The organism is Desulfonema magnum (genome assembly GCF_017377395.1).
Taxonomy (GTDB): Bacteria; Desulfobacterota; Desulfobacteria; order Desulfobacterales; family 4be13; genus Desulfonema_C; species Desulfonema_C magnum.
This window is the reverse complement of record NZ_CP061800.1, coordinates 5,748,631-5,768,413: the sequence shown is the minus strand read 5'-3', so window position 1 is coordinate 5,768,413 and position 19,783 is coordinate 5,748,631. Positions and strand designations below refer to the sequence as shown.

At 45.3% G+C, this 19,783-nt stretch carries 16 protein-coding genes and 1 pseudogene; 9 read left to right on the top strand and 8 right to left on the bottom strand.

The window, feature by feature from the left end; all coding sequences use genetic code 11:
• Positions 1-187: 187 nt before the first annotated feature.
• Together dnm_RS22000 and dnm_RS21995 are read left to right on the top strand one after the other, a co-directional pair.
• Positions 188-1,474, top strand: a complete 1,287-nt coding sequence (locus tag dnm_RS22000; RefSeq protein ID WP_207679044.1) for a thiolase family protein — start codon at positions 188-190, stop codon at positions 1,472-1,474.
• A 129-nt stretch (positions 1,475-1,603) separates the two neighbouring features.
• Positions 1,604-1,762 (top strand): hypothetical protein, encoded by a 159-nt coding sequence (locus dnm_RS21995; protein ID WP_207679043.1) that lies wholly within the window; start codon positions 1,604-1,606, stop codon positions 1,760-1,762.
• Positions 1,763-1,876: 114 nt separating this feature from the next.
• Here the strand turns inward: dnm_RS21995 and dnm_RS21990 are convergent, their stop codons facing one another.
• Positions 1,877-2,113: a hypothetical protein gene (locus tag dnm_RS21990; RefSeq protein WP_207679042.1), complete on the bottom strand. Its 237-nt coding sequence runs from the start codon at positions 2,111-2,113 to the stop codon at positions 1,877-1,879.
• Between the two features lie 159 nt (positions 2,114-2,272).
• Between dnm_RS21990 and dnm_RS21985 the strand changes: the two genes are divergently transcribed.
• Positions 2,273-4,879 carry a tetratricopeptide repeat protein gene (locus dnm_RS21985; RefSeq protein ID WP_207679041.1) on the top strand — a complete coding sequence of 869 codons (2,607 nt, stop codon included), beginning with the start codon at positions 2,273-2,275 and terminating at the stop codon, positions 4,877-4,879.
• A gap of 79 nt (positions 4,880-4,958) precedes the next feature.
• On the opposite strand, the gene dnm_RS21980 is transcribed toward dnm_RS21985, so the two are convergent.
• From dnm_RS21980 to dnm_RS21955, 6 genes are all read right to left on the bottom strand, one after another.
• Positions 4,959-5,951, bottom strand: a complete 993-nt coding sequence (locus dnm_RS21980) for a chemotaxis protein CheW (protein ID WP_207679040.1) — start codon at positions 5,949-5,951, stop codon at positions 4,959-4,961.
• The gene (locus dnm_RS21975) at positions 5,938-7,584 is read right to left on the bottom strand and encodes a hybrid sensor histidine kinase/response regulator (RefSeq protein ID WP_207679039.1); all 1,647 of its coding nucleotides are present in this window, start codon (positions 7,582-7,584) and stop codon (positions 5,938-5,940) included. Before dnm_RS21975 ends, dnm_RS21980 begins: the two co-directional genes overlap by 14 nt.
• A 50-nt stretch (positions 7,585-7,634) precedes the next feature.
• Entirely contained in the window at positions 7,635-7,973 is a 339-nt protein-coding gene (locus tag dnm_RS21970; protein WP_207679038.1) for a hypothetical protein, read from the bottom strand.
• Position 7,974: 1 nt separating this feature from the next.
• Positions 7,975-8,541: a DUF6272 family protein gene (locus tag dnm_RS21965; protein ID WP_207679037.1), complete on the bottom strand. Its 567-nt coding sequence runs from the start codon at positions 8,539-8,541 to the stop codon at positions 7,975-7,977.
• A gap of 724 nt (positions 8,542-9,265) precedes the next feature.
• The gene (locus tag dnm_RS21960; RefSeq protein WP_207679036.1) at positions 9,266-10,669 is read right to left on the bottom strand and encodes a S8 family peptidase; all 1,404 of its coding nucleotides are present in this window, start codon (positions 10,667-10,669) and stop codon (positions 9,266-9,268) included.
• Between the two features lie 132 nt (positions 10,670-10,801).
• Positions 10,802-11,557: a type 2 periplasmic-binding domain-containing protein gene (locus dnm_RS21955; protein WP_207679035.1), complete on the bottom strand. Its 756-nt coding sequence runs from the start codon at positions 11,555-11,557 to the stop codon at positions 10,802-10,804.
• A gap of 1,175 nt (positions 11,558-12,732) precedes the next feature.
• On the opposite strand from dnm_RS21955, the gene dnm_RS21950 reads away from it, so the two are divergent.
• Positions 12,733-14,616, top strand: coding sequence for an ABC-F family ATP-binding cassette domain-containing protein (locus dnm_RS21950; RefSeq protein WP_207679034.1), 1,884 nt, complete (start codon positions 12,733-12,735; stop codon positions 14,614-14,616).
• Positions 14,616-15,281 carry a DUF166 family (seleno)protein DfsP gene (gene dfsP, locus dnm_RS21945; protein ID WP_267461792.1) on the top strand — a complete coding sequence of 222 codons (666 nt, stop codon included), beginning with the start codon at positions 14,616-14,618 and terminating at the stop codon, positions 15,279-15,281. The genes dnm_RS21950 and dfsP overlap by 1 nt, the downstream gene beginning before the upstream one ends.
• A gap of 50 nt (positions 15,282-15,331) precedes the next feature.
• Here dfsP and sixA read toward each other — a convergent pair whose 3' ends face one another.
• Positions 15,332-15,793 (bottom strand): phosphohistidine phosphatase SixA, encoded by a 462-nt coding sequence (gene sixA / locus dnm_RS21940; RefSeq protein ID WP_207679033.1) that lies wholly within the window; start codon positions 15,791-15,793, stop codon positions 15,332-15,334.
• Between the two features lie 494 nt (positions 15,794-16,287).
• On the opposite strand from sixA, the gene ispF reads away from it, so the two are divergent.
• From ispF to dnm_RS21920, 4 genes and pseudogenes are all read left to right on the top strand, one after another.
• The gene (gene ispF / locus dnm_RS21935) at positions 16,288-16,755 is read left to right on the top strand and encodes a 2-C-methyl-D-erythritol 2,4-cyclodiphosphate synthase (RefSeq protein ID WP_207679032.1); all 468 of its coding nucleotides are present in this window, start codon (positions 16,288-16,290) and stop codon (positions 16,753-16,755) included.
• A 395-nt stretch (positions 16,756-17,150) separates the two neighbouring features.
• Positions 17,151-17,549: pseudogene (locus dnm_RS21930) on the top strand (sterol desaturase family protein); the annotation flags it as partial.
• A 32-nt stretch (positions 17,550-17,581) separates the two neighbouring features.
• Positions 17,582-18,412, top strand: a complete 831-nt coding sequence (locus tag dnm_RS21925) for a rhodanese-like domain-containing protein (RefSeq protein ID WP_207679031.1) — start codon at positions 17,582-17,584, stop codon at positions 18,410-18,412.
• 331 nt (positions 18,413-18,743) lie between these two features.
• Complete coding sequence (locus tag dnm_RS21920) at positions 18,744-19,766, top strand: hypothetical protein (protein ID WP_207679030.1); 1,023 nt, start codon at positions 18,744-18,746, stop codon at positions 19,764-19,766.
• Positions 19,767-19,783: the final 17 nt, after the last annotated feature.

Genomic DNA, 19,783 nt, shown 5'->3' with positions numbered 1-19,783 from the left:
TGTCAGTTGTCAAGTGTCAGATATTCAAAATCTACATTTTTTTTTAACACCTAACACCTAACACTTAACACCTAACACCTATAACACCTATAACACCCTAACACCCCAACACCCAACACCTAACACTTTTTGTTCACTTTTTGAAAGAAATTATTTTTAATAAATTACTTAAGGAGGCTGTAAAGAAATGAAAGAAGTCGTAATTGTAAGTGGTGCAAGAACCGCAATTGGAACATTCGGAGCTGGCTTAAAGGACGTATCAGTGGTTGAAATGGGTTCAGTTATTATGAAAGATACACTGAAACGGGCAGGATTAAGGCCGGTTCTGAATGAGACCATGGAGGAAGGCACACCGGATAAGCTGAAAGGCCGGGGGCTTATTGAGATTGAGAAAAACGCATATGACTGGGATGATTCTGCTGCCCCTGTCACCGTTGATGAGGTGATTATGGGAAATGTGCTTCAGGCCGGTCAGGGGCAGAATACCGCGAGACAGGCAATGATACGGGCAGGGTTTTCAAAGGAAACCCCGGCCATGACCATTAACAAAATATGCGGCTCCGGTCTGAAAGCCATTGCCCTGGGTGCCACTTCCATTATGGCGGAAGAGGCGGATGTGGTGCTTGCCGGGGGACAAGAAAATATGAGCCGGGCCCCGCTGGCACTGCTCAAAGCCCGGTGGGGACATCGGATGGAGCTTACTGGCGTGGGAGATGTCCATGATCTCATGGTGTTTGACGGTCTGTATGAAATTTTCTACGGATATCACATGGGTATGACTGCTGAAAACATCGCTTCCACGTATGACATCAGCAGACAGGAGCAGGATGAGCTGGGCGTCCTGAGTCATAATCGCGCAAGAAAAGCCATCGCAGACGGTATTTTTGCCGAAGAAATTACGCCAATTGTAATAAAAACCCGCAAGGGCGAGGTGGTCTTTGACACGGATGAACGTCCCATGGACACAAACATGGAAAAAATGGCAAAATTAAGACCTGCCTTTAAAAAAGACGGAACAGTTACCGCAGGAAACGCTTCGGGAATCAACGACGCGGCTGCCGCAGTGCTTATGATGACTGCTGAGAAGGCAAAAGAACTGGGACTTGAGCCTATTGTAAAAATTAAAGCATTTGCCAGCGGCGGTCTTGATCCGGCATATATGGGACTGGGACCTGTGCCCGCGGTACGGAAAGTGCTGAAGGCCACAGGCATGAGCATCGGTGATATGGATATGATCGAGCTGAATGAGGCGTTTGCGTCTCAGGCCATCGGATGTATGCGCGAGCTGGGCATTGACACGGAAAAACCCAATCAGCTGGGAAGCGGTATTTCTCTGGGACATCCCATCGGATGCACCGGTGCCCGTCAGATGGTAAGCGGAATGAACCAAATGAAGCGCAAGGGATACACAACGGGTTTGATTTCCATGTGTATTGGCGGCGGAATGGGTATGGCTATGATTGTTGAACGTTAGACACAGCCATGTAATTTTTTTGCCCGGGCAGGATTTCGGAAGTTTTTATAAAACTTCGCAAATCCTGCCAGAGGGTTATTCAGAGAGCGGTTTAAAAAATCATATCATAAACAAAGTTGGAGAGTTAGTATGAGTATCAGCAGAAAGTTGGGAACTTTGGTTACTTTTGGCGTGCCTGCCATTATCGGCGGAGGCATTGTTTATGCCCTCTTTAACGGCGATTATACGGCAGTTGCTACTTTTGAAATCTTTCTTTTGTTCGCAGCCGGGGGATTTATCAGTAAATAATTTGGCGAGGGGTGATTGACAGAAGGGGCGAGGGGAATTTAGCGACCGGGTTAAGTTCCTCTTGCCCCTTGCCCCTTGCCTTTTCCCCATAATTCTTATCGAATTTTATAATCATCAGATGAAAAAAACCCAGGTAATCTCGTTAATCCTGTCAATCTCGTTAATCTCGTTCCCACGCTTTGCGTGGGAATGCAGAGCGGACGCTTTGCGTCCTGATTTAATCTCGTTAATCTCGTTCCCACGCTTTGCGTCCTGATTTCGATTATTATCCGAGACGCGAGGCGTCCCAAAGGCATTCTCACGCGATGGGAACCAGAAAACTATTGACTTAGGGAGCTTCGAATAAATCATATACCCGATTCAGATTGCAAGGCAGAATTTTATTTTTGGGAAAATCCCTTACAGATATTAAGTTCCGTAAATTCATATTTTATGATAAGGCATAAATCGGATAAAAAATTTCCGGCAATATTTTAAGTCGTTAAGTTATATTAACGGAGAAATATCCAAATGAGTCGTAAAAAAAAGAAAACAAAAAAGCAAAAAATCTCCGGAGCCGTTAAAAAATCAGAAAAAAAGAATATCTCTTTAAACGCATCTTCTTCTGATCCGGATCATGAGTTTCAAAAAGCAGTTCAGTATCATCAGACAGGACAATTGGAGCAGGCTGAGAAAATTTACAGAAAAATACTCGAAAGTCATCCTAACCATTCTGATTCCTTGCATTTATTCGGTGTGCTTTCCCATCAGACAGGCAAAAAAGACATGGCCGCGGACCTGATTCGTCAGGCCATCCGAATTGATCCCAACCGTCCGACTTATCATAATAATCTTGGTATTGTATTTCAGAGCCAGGGCAAACTGAATGAAGCCATTGCCTGTTATCAGAACACGCTGAAAATAAAATCTGATTTTGCAGATGCTTACAATAACATGGGATTTGCCCTTCAGGATCAGAAAAAATTAGATGAAGCCATTGAGTGTTATCAAAAAGCTCTGGAAATAAAGCCGAATTATGTTGACGCGTATAACAACATCGGAACAGCTTTCAAAGATCAGGGAAAAACAGAGGACGCCATTGCTGCTTATCAGAAAGCCATACAGTTCAGACCGGACTATGCCGAAGCCTATCATAACATGGGAATGGCGTTTAAAGATCAGCGTAAGCCGGACCAGGCCCTCGCGTGTTATCAGAAAGCCCTGGAAATAAGACCCGAATATGTTGAAGTGCTTAACAACATGGGAAACCTGCTGAAAGACTGCGGTAAATTCAATGAGGCAGTTTCCTGCTATCAGAAAGCATTGGAGATAAAGCCGGACTTTGCCGAGGCATTTAACAGCATGGGAACGGCATTTAAAGAAAAAGGCAGATTTAATGACGCACTCGCGTGTTATCAGAAGGTCCTGCAAATCAAGCCGGACGATGTTTCCGCTTACCTGAACATCGGAAATACGCTTCAGGACCAGGGCAAAGCGGACCAGGCCATTTTATGTTACCAAAAGGCACTGGAGATAAAACCGGACTACGCCATCGCGTATGACAATATGCGGAACGCCTATATCTATCAGGGAAAGCTGGCTGAAGCGATATCCTGTTGTGAGAAAAGCCTGGAGATAAGACCTGACCCCGGAATTGAAATCAGAAAAGCCCTGATGCTCCCTGTCATATATGAATCAAAAGAACAAATTGAATACTACCGAAACAAAATCTGTGAGGAAATCAACACCCTGAAAAACAAGGGCATCACACTCCGAGACCCCCATAAACAGGTCGGCTCGACAAACTTCTACCTTGCATACCACGGATTGAACGACAGAGAAATCCAGCAAAAAATCGCCTCGTTTTACTTGGAAACTGGAAACTGGAAACTGGAAACTGGAAACTGGAAACTGGAAACTGGAAACTGGAAACTGGAAACTGGAAACTGGAAACTGGAAACTGGAAACTGGAAACTGGAAACTCGAAACTCGAAACTCAGACCCAAATTTCCAGTTTCAAGTTTCAAGTTTCAAGCCCCGAGTTTCAAGTTTCCAATAAAAATCGGTATTGTTTCCATGCACCTGTATAATATGAACCAGCAAACCATCGGAAAACTGAATCGCGGGATTATAAAAAATTTGTCGCGGGAGAAATTTTATGTGAAGCTGTTCCGTTTCCCGGGCGGAGAAAGTCATCTGATAGAATCCATTAATGAAGGGGCCGATGAGGTGGTTGATTTGCCCACAGAGATGAAACCGGCTGCTGAAATCATCGCGGGGCATTCTTTGGATGTTTTATTCTATCCTGATATCGGAATGGATTCTCTCACCTATTTTCTGGCGTTTTCACGTCTGGCACCGGTGCAGTGCGTGACATGGGGACATCCGGTGACAACGGGCATTCCCAATATGGATTATTTCATCTCCTCTGAATTGCTGGAACCTCCCGGGGCACAGGATCATTATTCAGAACAACTGGTTCTTCTGAAACGGCTGCCTGTTTATTACTATCCCCCGGAACTGCCTGAAGAATGGCCCTCACGGGAGAAATTCGGTCTTCCTCATGGCTATCATTTGTACATATGTCCCCAGGCCCCGTTTAAGTTTCATCCTGATTTTGACGCTGCCCTCGGGGCGATTTTACGCCGTGATCCTCGCGGCCTGCTCATCCTGATTGAAGGGCACGCGTTTGAACACTGGGCAAAATTGCTGCTTGACCGCTTCAGAAAAACGTTTCCTGATGTTATTGACCGGGTGCGGTTTCTCAAAGCCATGCCCACAAAAGATTTTTTATGTCTGCTGAGAGTCGCTGACGCGTTGCTTGAGCCGCCTTATTTTGGCGGAGGGAACACAACATATGAGTCCTTTGCCTGCGGTGTGCCTATTGTGACCTGGCCGGGTCCGTTCATGCGCGGAAGAGTGACTTTGGGCTGCTACAAACAAATGGGGGTCACGGACTGCATTGCAAGCGATCCCCAGTCTTATATAGAGATTGCCCTCAGACTCGCAAATGACAAGGCATGGAAAGCGGAGGTGAGTGATAAAATCAGAGCAAACGCGGGCGCGATATTTGAAGATGCGGACGCGGTGCGGGAGTTGGAGCGATTTTTTGAGAGAGCGGTAAGGAAGTGTCGGTAATATTCCGAAAGAAACTGTTTTTTCAAAAAAATTAGTTTCTCCTTTAAAAGTATCGTAAAATTTATGTCAGGGTATGGTCTTATAAATAGTCGGACTTAATAAGAATTTTTATATGGCTCTCAATTTTGGCTATTCCGGAAATAAAGCTGTTATCAGTTTTAAAATTTAAGGCCGAAGGTTCTTCAACATCCCTTGCCCTGATTCCGAGAACATCGGTCACAGTGTCCACAATGATGCCTGTCACCGTGTTGTTTTCTTCTGCCTCGCTTTCGATGATAATAATGGAGGTCTGATTTGTATAAGCTGTTTCTTTCAGTCCCAGCCTGAGCCTGAGATCCGTTACCGGAATCACCTGGTCTCTGAGATTGATGACCCCTTTCACATAAGGCGGCGTATTGTTCACCGCGGTGATCGGCATCATCCCGACAATCTCCCTGACTTTTATAATTTCAATGCCGTATTCCTCTTCATCTAATTCAAACATCAGATATTTGATTTCTTTCTGATCCAGTTCTTTTCTCAGCCTGCGGATTTCCCTCTCTGCCTCTCTTCGGTCCGTAAGGTCGTATATCACTGTGAGTACGCATGGCTCGTCTTTAAACGTCAGCGACTGGCTGAACAAATCTGCCCAGAGTATTCCGCGATTCTTCTTCTTCAGTCTTACTTCAAAATTTTTGACCTGACCCTCCTGGGCCAGCATGTCTAAAAATATCTTCCTGTCAGATGAATTTTTATATAATTCCAAAGCATTATGCTTTAAAAATTCCTCAGATGAGAATCCGAATACATGGCATGAATGCTCATTTACATAGAAAATTTTTCCATCGGATATCCTGGCAATAATAACCGGAACAGGTATAGTTTCACTGATGATACGGACATGCGACTCAATTTCCTTAATTGACGCCTCAACTCTTTCTTCCAGTTCTCCGGCCACCACATCGCCATGCCTGCTTGTAATCTCCATGGTCTTGTTGAGACGTTCTATTTTTTTTCTTAACTTCTTATTCTCTTTTTCCAGCTGCCCGAGTTTTTTTTTAAAAGAAGCATCTGATCCGTCAGCTTTTATCATATTCTTTTTCCTGCTTTTTATGCAGTGCTTTCTGAATTGCCGCTCCGATATCATTCCGGCTGAATGGTTTTCGAAGCATATCTCTGATCCCGATCTCAGAAAGAGGATTGTCTTCCATTCTGTCGCCTGTGATCAGGATGACAGGGATATCCAGGCGGATTTTCAGCATTTCCGAAGCCATAGTGATTCCGGACATTACCGGCATGCTTTTGTCAGTAATCACCAGATCAAACAAATTGGGATTTTCTTTGAACAATGACAGGGCATCTGGGCCGTTGTTCCGGGTTATCACATGGTATCCCAGACTTTCCAGCATCTGGCTGCAGATATCCACGATGTCGCTTTCGTCATCCACGAACAGAATTGTTTCGCTGCCCCTCTGAATTGTTTTCTGAACAATGGCCGGTTCCGTCATGCCCTCAGTCTCTGCAATGACCGGGATATAGCAGTGGAAAGCAGTTTTCTTTCCGGGCTGGCTTTCCACACTCACGGCACCGCCGTGGCTCTGAATAATACCATGAACCACCGAAAGGCCCATGCCGGTTCCTTCTCCTGCCGGTTTGGTCGTAAAAAACGGATCAAATGCCCGCTCAATAATTCCCTTATCCATGCCCGGACCGTTGTCGCTGACAGTCAGTCTGACGTAAGTCCCGGGGCTGAGACCGGGAATCGTTATTTTTTCCCGGGGACCAAAAGACACCTGCTCAAGAATAATTTCTATGAGACCTTCCCTGTTTTGCAACGCATAAATTGAATTGGAGCAGAGATTCATCAGCACCTGATGAATCTGGGTGGGATCGCCCAGAACGATTGACGATTTTGAATTAATCCGCAAACTTGTTTCGATATTTGAAGGTGCCAGCGATCTGATCATTTTTGCTGCTTCGGCAATAATCGTACTGATAGGAAACGGGCTGTTTTCCTCCTCATTTTTGCGGCAAAAAGCAAGAATTTGCATGATCATTGCCCTTGCCCGTTCGGCTGCTGTCAGCGCATCATTTATGTGATGCTTTGCCTTGCTTTCCTCAGAGAGCATCATCATTGCCAGTTCCAATCTCCCGAAGATTACAGTCAGGACATTATTGAAGTCATGGGCGATGCCGCCTGCCATGGTGCCGAGAGCCTCCATCTTATGGGTCTGCCGAAGCTGTCTTTCAAGTGCCAGCCTTTTTTCTTCTTCCTTTCTGAATTCTGAAAGGTCATATATGACTGTCAGCAGGCAGTTTTGCCCTTCAAATAAGATATGACGTGAAAAAAGAGAAGCCGGAAAACTTGAACCATCAGCTTTTTTCAGGGTGACAGCAAAACCTTTTACCTCACCTTGGGCCTCATTCATTTTCAAAAATCTATCGCAATCTCTGGAATCCTCATACAAATCAGATGGATCTGTTTTATGAAAATTTTTCTCGGAAAAACCAAAAATTTCCTGTGCTTTTTCGTTGGAAAAGATCAGGCCGCCTGTTTTTGAGGTGATCACCATGGGAACGGGCATGGTACCGCTGATGACCTCAAATAACTGTCTCAGATTCTTCTCAGTTCTTCCCGAGTATCCGGTAACGATCTGAAGCGTCTTTTCAAGACCGGATATTCTCCTTTTTAGTTTATTTATTATTTCTTTCTCTTTATCGTCCATTTTTCATCCCCTCTCTGATGGATATCGGAGCGCGAAACATAAGCCGGTGTTTATTCAAACACGATTTCCATATCATCCATCAGATCCTCAAATGTGGGAATGGTCTCTTTCTGCCAAGTATATTGGTTTGAACATAGGATTTTCATCTGAATATCTTCTATATCATCCGCTTCCAGAATCAGGCTTACACAGATGGTTTTAATTCCGGAACTGTTAAGGTATTCAAGATTTCTGATATCCAGCGTGATCTCCGATGGTTCAGTTCTAATAACTTCTTCAAAAAAGTCCTCAAGTTCTTCATAATCTTCCAGCATCAGTGAGAGTTTTCCGAATATCGTTATGATATTATCCTTATAAGTAATCGTGTAGCCGTCTCCTTCAAGGTTCATCTTATGTCTCCTTTTTTTTCAGATTGATTCTTGCCAATGTCGTCACAGATGTGATTTCAGGCCCCGGATCGAGTTTCCAGGAGAGTTTTGCACCGCGGTCTTTTATAATCGTAATCAGTCCCACCTGAGACTTTTTACAGCCGGACTTTTTTGCCTCTTTCATCTTTTTAATAAACAATTTCTGGAGGTTTTTTTCCTCAAGTACCGAACGGACAAATTTTTTAAGCTCCTCTATTTTTTTGGTATCCGCGCTGTTCTTCACATATATCAGCAATTCATCTGTTTTGAAACAGAGCTGAATCTTGATCAGGTAATCCGATTTTACGCTGTGATATACGGCGTTTTCCAGCAGTTCAGCACAAACAAAGTGGAGTGTCGGCTTGATATGTTCCACATCCAGCATGGCTTTCCAGAAGTCTCCGAGAAATTCCGCGGTAATGTCTTTGCTTTTCCAAAGCTTCCCTTTTTCAATATAGGCAGCTTTGATACTGAAAACCAGCGAGCCCTCAAAATCAGAAGATTCCGGCTCAATAAAATCACCCAGCACAATTGCATTTGATTCATTCATTTTATCCTTCTTTTCATTTTAATCAAAGTTTAACTTCATAATTTTTAACAGGATGAACCTGTTTCCGGACAGTTCTGATTTGTCAATACAAACCTGACGTGAGAAGGGCTGAAATCGCTCGGAGATCTTTTTTTCACAATTACCAAAGTCATGTCATCAGTCCGGGCCTCATGGCACCCCCGGCTTATATCCGCCATGATCATCTCCTTCATGGTTTTGGCGGTCCGTCCGTATTTGAGAAAATTCTCTTAAATCATTCGAAACGCCTTAAATTGAAAATTCCCAAATGCCATACCAGAAATATGGCAGGCGATAAAGTTATTTGTTGAAAAAAAATTCAGCAGATACCACATCAGCGGATTGAAAAATTTTCGGATGGTGTGCGGGACTGCAAAGAAACTCGGCTTTTTTCCCGGACAGGGCCCCGGCCGGAAAACCCCGGGTTTCTCCCATGTCCGTCGCGTCCGCTCTGTGACAGCCTGAAAACTTTTCGATCTGCTGACCATATAAAACACAGGCTCCTGACAGGTCACAGGACGCGAAGCATCTCTTCTGCATTCCCACGCAAAACGTGGGGGTAGTCCTGCACAAGTAGTGATGAATGGGATTCAGCGTCCCGATAATCGGGGGGAGTGAACGGGATTCATCACTACCTTTGCAGGACTATCAACGTGGGAACAAGATGAAGAGATTAATGAGCAAGACTGACGAAATTGACAAAAAATCAGTGAAAATCATTCCTGAGAACATTGGCAACATCCTGCTTTGTTGCTTCCGGATTTTCAGACAGATATTCCGCGATTCGGTTTGCCACAAAAGCAGTGGCAATGGAGGTTCCGGCATAAGCTCCGGGGTCCCCGTCATAGCCTACAGGCAGTGTGGCAAAGCCCGGAGCAGACAGGGTTACAAAATTTCCATAATTGGAGTTTTCCCAGGGCGTTCCGTCCGGGGCCAATGCGCCCACGCCAATAACCGATTCATAAGCTGCCGGATAGAATGCCTTTCCCGTGGGTTCATTTCCGGCAGCCCCCACAATAATCAGACCCTTTGCATCTGCATAGTCAAACGCGTCTTCCAGAAAATCGCTTTTGGTTTCCGAACCCCAGCTCAGACTCATGACTCGTGCCCCGTTTTTCATGGCAAAATCAATGCTTCGCATGATGCCAAAATCGGATGTGATGCCATTTTCATCAAATGCCCGGATGGGAATCACAGGTGTATAGCTTCCCTTTTCTTGACCTTGCTGAGGAGAGACACCATGAGGTCTGACAACCCCGGCAGCAATGAGCGCCATCTGGGTGCCATGTCCCTGTGAATCGGAAATCGGAGCTTCCGGGTTCAGCGCGTCCAAAGCGGACAAAACAAAATCCTCCGGAACTGAATCCGGTATCAGCCCGGTATCAAGAATGGCTATGGGTGCTTTGCCGTTCGGCGCGGGGATACTGATATTTCCGAGGTCAGACGGAATAAGGCTGCGGGGAATCGAGATGGGATAGGCATAATTTGGTTCGGCTTTTGCAATTCGTGAATACTTTGTGATCAGGTCAGAGAGCGTGGGAACATCGGTGTTTCCAGGAACCCGGATTTTATAAATACCTGTTGCCGCATTTTTTCCGATGATTGTTCCTCGGATTTGCGACAAAAGGGCTTTTAAATCCGAAATATTCATTCCCGGCCTGAGCTTCAGGAGGAGTTCATCTCTGACAAATAACGAACCGTTTTCAGCATTTTTTGCCACGGACAGACCGGACCTTTTCTCCAATGGCTGCATAAGTTCTTTTCTGCCCGGCCTGAAAACCTGAATCTCCGCGAGTTTGAAAGTCTGACGTGATGCGGCTTTTCCGGATTCCCACATCAGAACATGGCTGAAAGGTCTGAGAATTGTCTCCAGCCCTTCCTGTATCTTCCTATTTTCAAAAGACGCGGAGATGTTCGGATTCAGTTTGGGATCAATACGGACACGGATACCCGCGTCGGACATGTGCTGCAAAATCGTTTGCAGCGGCACCTGATCCGCATGAAGAGAAAATTTGTCTTTGTTAATCCGAACCTCAAGCGCGTGTCCGTTTGCCGCACACAGCAGAACAGTGAGCAGAATAATATAATCTGTGACTATCTTTTTTAACATGATTTATCTCCTTCCGTGAAACTACAGGGATTGGGTTTGGTAAGGACATAAAATCCTTGCTAAAACTGATCCTTATAGTTTTCATCGACTCGAAAAGAATCCGAATATCCGGAAATTTTTGATCTTCTCAGACTAAAACGCATTCACTTTTTCAATAATTTTCTGATAAGAACCATCTGCCTTTATTTCTTTTATGGCATCTGATATCTTAGGAACCAGTTTAATATGTTTTTTATGAAGATAGGTGTAAAGATTTATAACAACCAAAGGAGGGGTCAGCAATTTTATTCCGCTGTTTTCAAGGGATAATTTTTTGATCACCCTGAATCCGGTTTCAGGACTGGTAATAAAAACATCTCCTCTGCCTCGGGATAACATCTTAAAAGCCGATTCCGTTGAATCAACAGGGATAAGATTCTCTTTCTTTACCACTCCTTTAAGTCCTTTTTCTGCGAATTTAATCCCCCTCATATAGAGAATTTTATAAGGAGCCAGACTTTTCCATCCCTTTACTTTGAAATTTGCTGTTTTGGTGAAAACAGACTGACGAATGGACTGGACAGGTTCCGAAACCCTTATGAGATCAGGATGATCTTTATTGAAAAGATAAATCCGATGAGCATCGCCGTCAACTTTTCCCAGAGAAGCTAATTTCTCCGCTCGTTTCGGAGGGTAGGTTTTTAAAATTAATTTCAAATAGTTTCGTTTAAAAGCCTCACCAAGCACAGCCTCGGATATCTGATAAATTCTGGTATCAGGCGCATTGACCGTGGCAAGTACAAGCGTATCTGTTTCAGCGTGACTGCATTCCGAGACAAAACAGAAACACAGAAATGCAATAACAACCATTTTGAACTTAACATTTGTCAGTTGAATTTTTTTAAACATAAGTACCAGACCATAAGTTTTTCCTGATTATGACGGATTTAGGGGAGGCCGGGAAAGCCCCGTAGAGGCGGCATCTTTGTAGCTTGAACGTAGGCGGGTTTTCCGGTATTTTATCCGGAGTGCGAAAAATGCTTTTTCGCAATTGCAAAAATAAAATTTTTGCACTCCGGATCCGCCCGGAATTTCCTAAGTCAGCAGCATTGTCGGCAGGCTCATCCCTTCGGCAGGCTCCAATATTTCTGACCTGAACGTAGGCGGGTTTTCCGGTATTTTATCCGGAGTGCGAAAAATGCTTTTTCGCAATTGCAAAAATAAAATTTTTGCACTCCGGATCCGCCCGGAATTTCCTAAGTCAGCAGCATTGTCGGCAGGCTCATCCCTTCGGCAGGCTCCAATATTTCTGACCTGAACGTAGGCGGGTTTTCCGGTATTTTATCCGGAGTGCGAAAAATGCTTTTTCGCAATTGCAAAAATAAAATTTTTGCACTCCGGATCCGCCCGGAATTTCCTAAGTCAGCAGCATTGTCGGCAGGCTCATCCCTTCGGCAGGCTCCAATATTTCTGACCTGAACGTAGGCGGTTTTTCCGGTATTTTATCCGGAGTGCGAAAAATGCTTTTTCGCAATTGCAAAAATAAAATTTTTGCACTCCGGATCCGCCCGGAATTTCCTAAGTCAGCAGCATTGCCCGCCAGGCCCCGCAGGGGCAGTATATTTGTAGCAGTTATCATGTCGGGCTGACAAAGCCCCGTAGGGGCGGCATATTTTTAGCATTTGCAAACATGCCGCCCCCACGGGGCTTGGCGGGGGCCTGCAAACCTGCGGCTACAAACATGCCGCCCTTACAGGGCTTGCCCCGGGGCTTGCAAACCTGCTACAAATATACCGCCCTTACAGGGCTTGGTCGGCCCTCCCTCCCCTAAATCCGTTATAATCAGAATATTTTTTCATATTATACACGAAATATCAATTGTTTTTTTGTTGTCCGACCCTGCTCCTCCGGATGAAATGTTCATTCAGCCATAAGACCTCCGAGATTTTAAAAACCTCGGAGGCCTCTGATAGCTGAATATTGCTGAAATTGTCAAATATAATAATTTCGTCAGCGTCTTCAGGATTGACACATAACCTTTGTTCCTTTATATTATTTGTTGAATAAAAAAGGAAATGACCAAAATGATCAATGTAGAAAATATCACAAAAAGCTTTGGTGCCCAGTCACTTTTTGAAGGCGTAAGCTTTAAACTCAATCACCGTGAACGGCTTGGTGTGGTAGGGCGGAACGGTCACGGAAAGACGACCCTGTTTCGGATGATCATCGGTAAGGATCATCCGGATTCAGGCACGATCACCATTCCCAAAAATTACCGTATTGGTTATGTCCGGCAGCATCTGGACTTTACAGAAGATACGGTGTTGAAAGAAGGCATGAAAGGGCTTCCGGAACAGGAAAAGGATCATCACTGGAAAGTTGAAAAAATCCTTGGAGGACTCGGATTTTCCAATGCAGACATGCATCGCTGCCCGGGTGAATTTTCAGGCGGATTTCAGGTACGCCTGAATCTGGCAAAAGTGCTTGTTTCCGAACCTGATCTTCTGCTCCTGGATGAGCCCACCAATTATCTTGATATTACCTCCATCCGGTGGGTCAAACAGTTTCTCATCAACTGGCCCCATGAACTGATGCTCATTACCCATGACAGAAGTTTTATGGATAAGGTGGTTACACATACCATGACCATTTACCGCAGAAAAGTGCGAAAAATCACCGGAAATACCGGAAAATTGTATGAGCAGATTGCACAGGAGGAGGAAATCTATGAAAAAACCCGCATGAACGATGAGCGTAAACAAAAAGAAATTGAGCAGTTCATTACCCGGTTCAGGGCCAAGGCCAGGCTTGCGAATATGGTGCAGTCACGAGTTAAGACATTGGAAAAAATGGAAAAGCGGGATAAACTTGAAGCTGTTAAGAATCTTGATTTTTCTTTTCGCAGCAAGCCGCTTCCCGGAAAGCATGTGATGAGCGCCCGGAATATTTCTTTTTCTTATGATTCAGACACACCGCTCATCAGGGACTTCAGTATCTCAGTCGGCCCCCGGGAGCGTATTTGCGTGGTCGGAAAAAACGGGAAAGGCAAGACAACACTTCTCAAAATCCTGGCGGATGCGATTCAGCCCCGGGAAGGTGAGACCGTGTGTAACCCTGCTGTTGAAAAGGGGTTTTATGAACAGACCAATGTCAGGACGTTGGTGGACACCCGAACGGTTGAGGAGGAATTTTTATATTCAAATCCGGAGGTTGACAGGCAGCATGCGCGGAGTATCTGCGGGGCCATGATGTTTTACGGAGACGCGGCTTTAAAAAAAATCAGTGTGCTTTCAGGCGGAGAAAAAAGCCGGGTGATGCTGGGCAAACTGCTTGTAACTCCTGTGAATCTGCTGCTTTTGGATGAGCCGACAAACCATCTTGATATGGAGTCCTGTGACGCGTTGCTTGCGGCAATTGACAATTTTGACGGCGTGGTAATCATGGTTACGCATAATGAGATGTTTCTCCACGCACTCGCGGAACGTCTCATTGTTTTTCAAAACAACGGCATATCGGTTTTCGACGGGACATATCAGAATTTTCTGGAAAAAGGCGGATGGGAAGATGAGTCCTCGAAACATATGAAGCCTTCCGAATCCGCTCAGAAAAACACTGCTGAAGAAGAAGGCCTTTCGAAACTGACCAAAAAGGAGATGCGGCGCAGACGGTCCGAGATCATTTCTGAACGCGGAAAAGTTCTGAAACCCGTTGAACAGCGTATCACCCGGGCAGAAGATGATATTGAGCGGTATGAAAAAGAAATGGTATTACTCAACGAAGCCATGCAGACCGCGTCGCAGGCACAGGATGGTACAAAGATTGTGGAAATTTCACAATCCATTCACGTATGCCAGGCCGCCATTGACAAACTTTTTGATGATCTGGAGACGTTTACAAACACCTTGGAGGGGCAACACGCTATTTTTGAGAAAAAACTTCAACAACTGGAGGATTTCAGAACAGAGTAATGATGAACCGGGAAAACACAATCAACATTCAGAACCTTTTGGTTTTTCAGCAAAATGGCAGTGGAGAATCCAAAGTGCGGGGAATCAGAGAATACGGAGCCAATCGCTTTAATGTGGAAATTGTTTCCATAGACGCCCCTCTGCCGCCTGTTATTGACGATACAAAAGCATATCTGCCTTCGGAGGACATCCGGGCAGACGTGGTCCTGGATTTTCTGAAACATCCTGATCTTTCTTATGATCTTGCGATGATATGTGGCAACAGAGGTATTCCTGTGGTTGCTTCGGGAAAAAAACTCCGAGTGAAGGGCCTGTTTACGCCGCCCACCTGATGCGGACTTTCCAGGCAGGATTGTCTGGGTCTTTATGGAGAGAAATTCGGCGCGCCGGAGTTTGAGGTAAAGGTTGTCAGCGGAACCATTGACCATATCCGGGTGTTACGCGGTGCCCCGTGCGGCGCGAGCTGGGGTGCTGCAAAACGAATAACTGGCATTTCTGTGGAAGCGGCTGCTGTGCGTATGGGTCTGGAAGTCCAGTTTTTCTGTACGGCCGACCCTTCGGGCTGGGATCCCATTTACGGAAAAAGCCCGGTGCATTTCGCGGGTGAAGTTCATAAAAAAGCCATTATCAGAGCGTTGAAAAATGTCTGCCCGTCTGACGGATGATCATGCAGGGCGGATTATGCAGCACTCAGCCCACCCTGCATCTGAAATTTCTAACCGATGTTCGGCATCAGTGACCACTTTATCACCCATGACTGAGTACCCGGAGATTTGTCCAGACAGAGAATACCGCTGTTCTGGCATTTGAACACGGGTCTGTCAGCCATTCCTGTTATCAGATAGGACGCGAGCTTTTCCATAAAGGGGAGATGACCCACAAACATGATGTCATCTTCACTGGTTATGGTGTCAGCAAATGCGACCACATCATCCAGAGGACCCATTCCGCTGCTTTGCTGAATCCCGTTCTCAGGCTCCAGGGCGGCAGAGAAAATTTCAGCAGTCTGCCTCGCTCTTTTCTTTCCGCTGTGTCTGATGCGCGAAACGTGAACATCATATCCCTTGGCAACGGTTGCGATGCGCTCAGTTTCTGATATGCCTTCTTCTGAAAGCCCCTTCTCAGGATCAATGTCCTTGGACAGACTTTTGCCGTGCTGTACAAGAAAAATCGCCATGTTACCTCCTTTGTTTTCGGTGTTAGGTGTTGGGTGTTAGGTGTTAGGTGTTAGGTGTTAGGTGTTAAAGTGTTAGGTGTTAGGTGTTAGGTGGAAAAATAAAGTCCCGAAACTCTGGTACCCGACACTCATTTTTATAATTTTCCATACAGTAAACAACATATAACTCAGACTTACGAATTATGCAAGACCTTCCGAATGTTATTGGAATTACAACTGGTTTGGAACAGCGCTCTGAATTTGGGTGCGAATGCTATATAACCCGGGTCAGCAAGTACGGGAACGAGATCAGGGCATAAATCTGAGCTTGACATCAATCGTGATTTCTCTGTAAATAAGTGCTTAAACTTTTATTGGCGTATCAGGTATAAAATGCCATAGAAGAAATAAGCTTCCGGAAACCGGGCATCTGACACCTAACACTTGACACTTAACACCTAACACTTAACACCTAACACCTGACACCTAACACCTTTCATAAGGAGATAACTTGAATGCGAATTGGCACAGGATATGATATTCATCGGCTGGTTCCGGGACGAAAGCTGGTTCTGGGCGGCGTAACCATTCCTTTTGAAATGGGGCTGCTCGGACATTCGGATGCGGATGTGCTGCTTCATGCTATATGTGACGCACTTTTGGGCGCGGCCGGTCTGGGGGATATTGGTCTGCATTTCCCGGATACGGATCCTGAATTCAAAAATATTTACAGCATAAAACTGCTTGCCATGACTTGTAAAATGGTTTGTGACAAGGGGTTTTCAATTATAAACGCGGACTCAACCATTTTTGCGGAAGCCCCGAAACTTTCTCCGTACAGAGAAGAAATGAAAAACAATATTGCCAGAACAATGGAAATATCACGGGATTGCGTCAATATCAAGGCCACAACCACGGAAGGTCTTGGCATGATCGGAAAAGGAGAAGGAATAGGGGCTATGGCTGTTGTTCTTATTGATTAGTTAAACATTCATGAAAAGAACCCGGGTTTTTCTCCCGGAGATAAAAAAAGACCTGCTAAAAAAAGCCGGCTTCTCACTTATACCTTATTGATTAGCAGGAAAAGAAGCCGGGTTTTTTTCAGGAGATGAAAAAAGACCTGCTAAAAAAAGCCGGCTTCTCACTTATATTTTCATGGTAAAGGGATAAAGATGCCCGATACTCACCTCTCAGCCATAAAATTTTTGTTGTTCCTGGGCGGACTCGTCATTTTCCTGATTTTTGAACTGATAACTCCTTACAGACCAAGTACAATATCAAAACTCAGGCGATGGATAATCAACCTGTTCATGGCCGGTTTTAACAGTATTGTCATCAATATTCTCTTTGCGGCCTCGCAGATCACAACACAGCCACCCGCTTTCATATCGGAGAACTTGCTGTTTCTTTTGTCATTAAGCTGTCCCTTATCTTTTTTCTCGGACCTGATTTTGTAAGCATGCCAATCTTTGAAACTGCTGTTGTGCTGACGACCCAGTTTCATCATAGTTCTCTGAAAATCCCTGAATGCTTTGACACCGCATGGCAGATATTTTTTGTCCCGCCGTCCATGCACCGCATTCATCATTCGGTTGTCATAAAAGAGCGGAACACCAACTACGGGGTCATTTTTTCTGTGTGGGACCGTATGTTCGGAACCCTTCTGACCAAAGCGGATCAGGACCGGATCAGCATCGGAATGGGAGCCTATCCCAGACAGGAAAAACTAAAATTGCATCATTTGCTTGTTATGCCGTTTACACGGCAGGTCAGATAGCGTGAAAATGTTAACATAACGGAGGAAATATCATGCGATGGAAACAGTTTTCTACGCCGGTAAAGGATACGGAACCCAAAGCAGTTGAGGCTTACATTGAAGAACACGGGGAGGAGAGTTTCACTCTTTTGGATGTTCGTCAGCCAAAGGAATACGAAATGTTTCGCATTCCCGGAGCCAAGCTGATTCCGCTGCCGGAACTCCCTGACCGAGTTGACGAACTCCCCTCTGAGAAACCTGTGATTGTTTACTGCGCCATGGGCGGCCGTAGCAACGCCGCGGCTCAGTTTCTGGCGGGTAAAGGATTTAAAGATGTTCAAAATCTCAGGGGAGGCGCTGAGGCGTGGCAGGGTCATTCAGCCGAGGGCCCGGCAAACATGGGAATGTTTCTTTTAAAGGGCAATGAGACCCCTGCCGAGATCATTCAGATTGCTTACGGACTGGAGGAGGGATTGAAAGAATTTTACACTGTTCTTTCCGCAAAGCCTGAAAACGCACCTGTGGCGAACTTGCTTACCCAATTGTCAAAAATAGAAGAAAAACACAAACAAAGGCTTTTTAATCTGTATCTCACTTTTGATCCGGGACCTGCTGACAAAGACGCGTTTGAGCGCACCATTATGTCAGAGGTCATGGAAGGTGGCCTTACCACGGAAGAGTTTTTGGAGCAAAACAAACCTGTCATGCAGACGGCCGCGGATGTCCTTAATATCGCCATGATGCTTGAAGCCCAGGCCATGGATCTGTATATGCGGTATGCGGAAAAAAGTAAGGATGAAAATGTAAGAAAAATTTTGTTTGGTCTGGCAGATGAGGAAAAAGCCCATCTCAAAAGTCTGGGAAATCTTCTGGATAAGCTGTGACCCCTTTTCTCTACAGGGTTTTTGTATAAGGGATTTCCAAATAAATAAAATTCTCGGATGTAGGGTGGGTGGAGCGAAGCGCAACCCACCGCACAAGGTGGGTTGCGCTTCGCTCCACCCACCCCAGATTTTACGTTCCCGGATTCCGGGTGTTTTATTTTGGGAAAATCCTTAAATCCCTTATAATCAGAATAAAACAAGACTTCCGAAGTTGCCAACATTTCGGAATCTATGAAATTGGCGGGCCGGAAACCAGCCCTGCTGAAAAGAATATGTGTTTCAATTCGTTTTTTACCAGAACTGCTGAAGTTATAAAATCAAAGGAGGCATCATGAAATTTGAATCTGTTCAAAAAAAAACTGTCATTCTCAATCCTGCTGAAAACATGGCACGCAAAACCATTCCCAGCGAAATCCGCATAGACCCCCTTACCCGCAGAAGCTCAAGAATCTGCCATTTCATGAAGCTGAAATGGGAAAAGCCTGATTTTGACAAACTCATTTCCGGAACTGAGAAAATGTGTCCTTTCTGCCCGGATAAAATTATGAAAATAACCCCCTGTTTTCCCCCGGAAATTGTGGAAGAGGGACGCATGATCTCGGATGATATGGTGCTTTTTCCCAATATCGCCCCCTATGACAGCATCGGGGCAGTGGCCACCATGGGCAGCCGCCATTATATTCCCATGACGGAAATCGAACCGGAGCGCATTGCAAAAGCATTCCGCCTTGCCATGGATTTTTTCCGCAGATTTCGGGATACAGGGAATGAGGAATCTGTCTATAATATTATCAATTGGAACTACATGCCGCCTTCGGGGAGTTCCATAATACATCCCCATTTGCAGGTCTTCTCCTCCTCTTTTGCTCCGAATCTCATGCGAAACGAGCTTGACGCGGCAAAAATCTATATGGAGACCAGCAGGACAAACTACTGGGATGATCTTGTGAAGGCTGAAACCGCGGACGGCAGACGATTTTTGGGAAAAATAGGCCGCACCACCTGGCTCACAGCTTACGCGCCGCTGGGAGTCGCGGGTGATGTCTTAGCAGTGGTGGATGGTGTCCGATGCACCCTTGAGCTTACAGATGATGATCTTTCAGATATCGCAAAAGGGCTTACCAAAGCAATGGCAGCGTATGACAAAATGGGAATCTACAGTTTTAACATGAATTTTTTTACTGGCGCGGAAACAGATGACCATACACGGTTTCATCTGCTCTTCTCTCCCCGCACCTTCTTTAATCAGGCTCTGGCAACACCTGATATCGGAGCAATCCAGAGACTCTTTAACGAATCTGTCTGCATGGCTTTTCCTGAAGACATAAGAGATATGTTGAAATCGGAATGGTAATTTTCGATGGAGACAAG

Excerpts from the sequence above, each read along its gene's own strand:
- ispF (WP_207679032.1), top strand. The coding sequence starts at position 16,288 with ATGCGAATTGGCACAGGATATGATATTCATCGGCTGGTTCCGGGACGA.
- dnm_RS21955 (WP_207679035.1), bottom strand. The coding sequence starts at position 11,557 with ATGTTTAAAAAAATTCAACTGACAAATGTTAAGTTCAAAATGGTTGTT.
- dnm_RS21965 (WP_207679037.1), bottom strand. The coding sequence starts at position 8,541 with ATGAATGAATCAAATGCAATTGTGCTGGGTGATTTTATTGAGCCGGAA.
- dnm_RS21925 (WP_207679031.1), top strand. The coding sequence starts at position 17,582 with ATGCGATGGAAACAGTTTTCTACGCCGGTAAAGGATACGGAACCCAAA.
- dnm_RS21995 (WP_207679043.1), top strand. The coding sequence starts at position 1,604 with ATGAGTATCAGCAGAAAGTTGGGAACTTTGGTTACTTTTGGCGTGCCT.
- dnm_RS21985 (WP_207679041.1), top strand. The coding sequence starts at position 2,273 with ATGAGTCGTAAAAAAAAGAAAACAAAAAAGCAAAAAATCTCCGGAGCC.
- dnm_RS21980 (WP_207679040.1), bottom strand. The coding sequence starts at position 5,951 with ATGATAAAAGCTGACGGATCAGATGCTTCTTTTAAAAAAAAACTCGGG.
- dnm_RS21960 (WP_207679036.1), bottom strand. The coding sequence starts at position 10,669 with ATGTTAAAAAAGATAGTCACAGATTATATTATTCTGCTCACTGTTCTG.
- dnm_RS21990 (WP_207679042.1), bottom strand. The coding sequence starts at position 2,113 with ATGATTTATTCGAAGCTCCCTAAGTCAATAGTTTTCTGGTTCCCATCG.
- dnm_RS21975 (WP_207679039.1), bottom strand. The coding sequence starts at position 7,584 with ATGGACGATAAAGAGAAAGAAATAATAAATAAACTAAAAAGGAGAATA.
- sixA (WP_207679033.1), bottom strand. The coding sequence starts at position 15,793 with ATGGCGATTTTTCTTGTACAGCACGGCAAAAGTCTGTCCAAGGACATT.
- dnm_RS22000 (WP_207679044.1), top strand. The coding sequence starts at position 188 with ATGAAAGAAGTCGTAATTGTAAGTGGTGCAAGAACCGCAATTGGAACA.
- dnm_RS21950 (WP_207679034.1), top strand. The coding sequence starts at position 12,733 with ATGATCAATGTAGAAAATATCACAAAAAGCTTTGGTGCCCAGTCACTT.
- dnm_RS21970 (WP_207679038.1), bottom strand. The coding sequence starts at position 7,973 with ATGAACCTTGAAGGAGACGGCTACACGATTACTTATAAGGATAATATC.
- dnm_RS21920 (WP_207679030.1), top strand. The coding sequence starts at position 18,744 with ATGAAATTTGAATCTGTTCAAAAAAAAACTGTCATTCTCAATCCTGCT.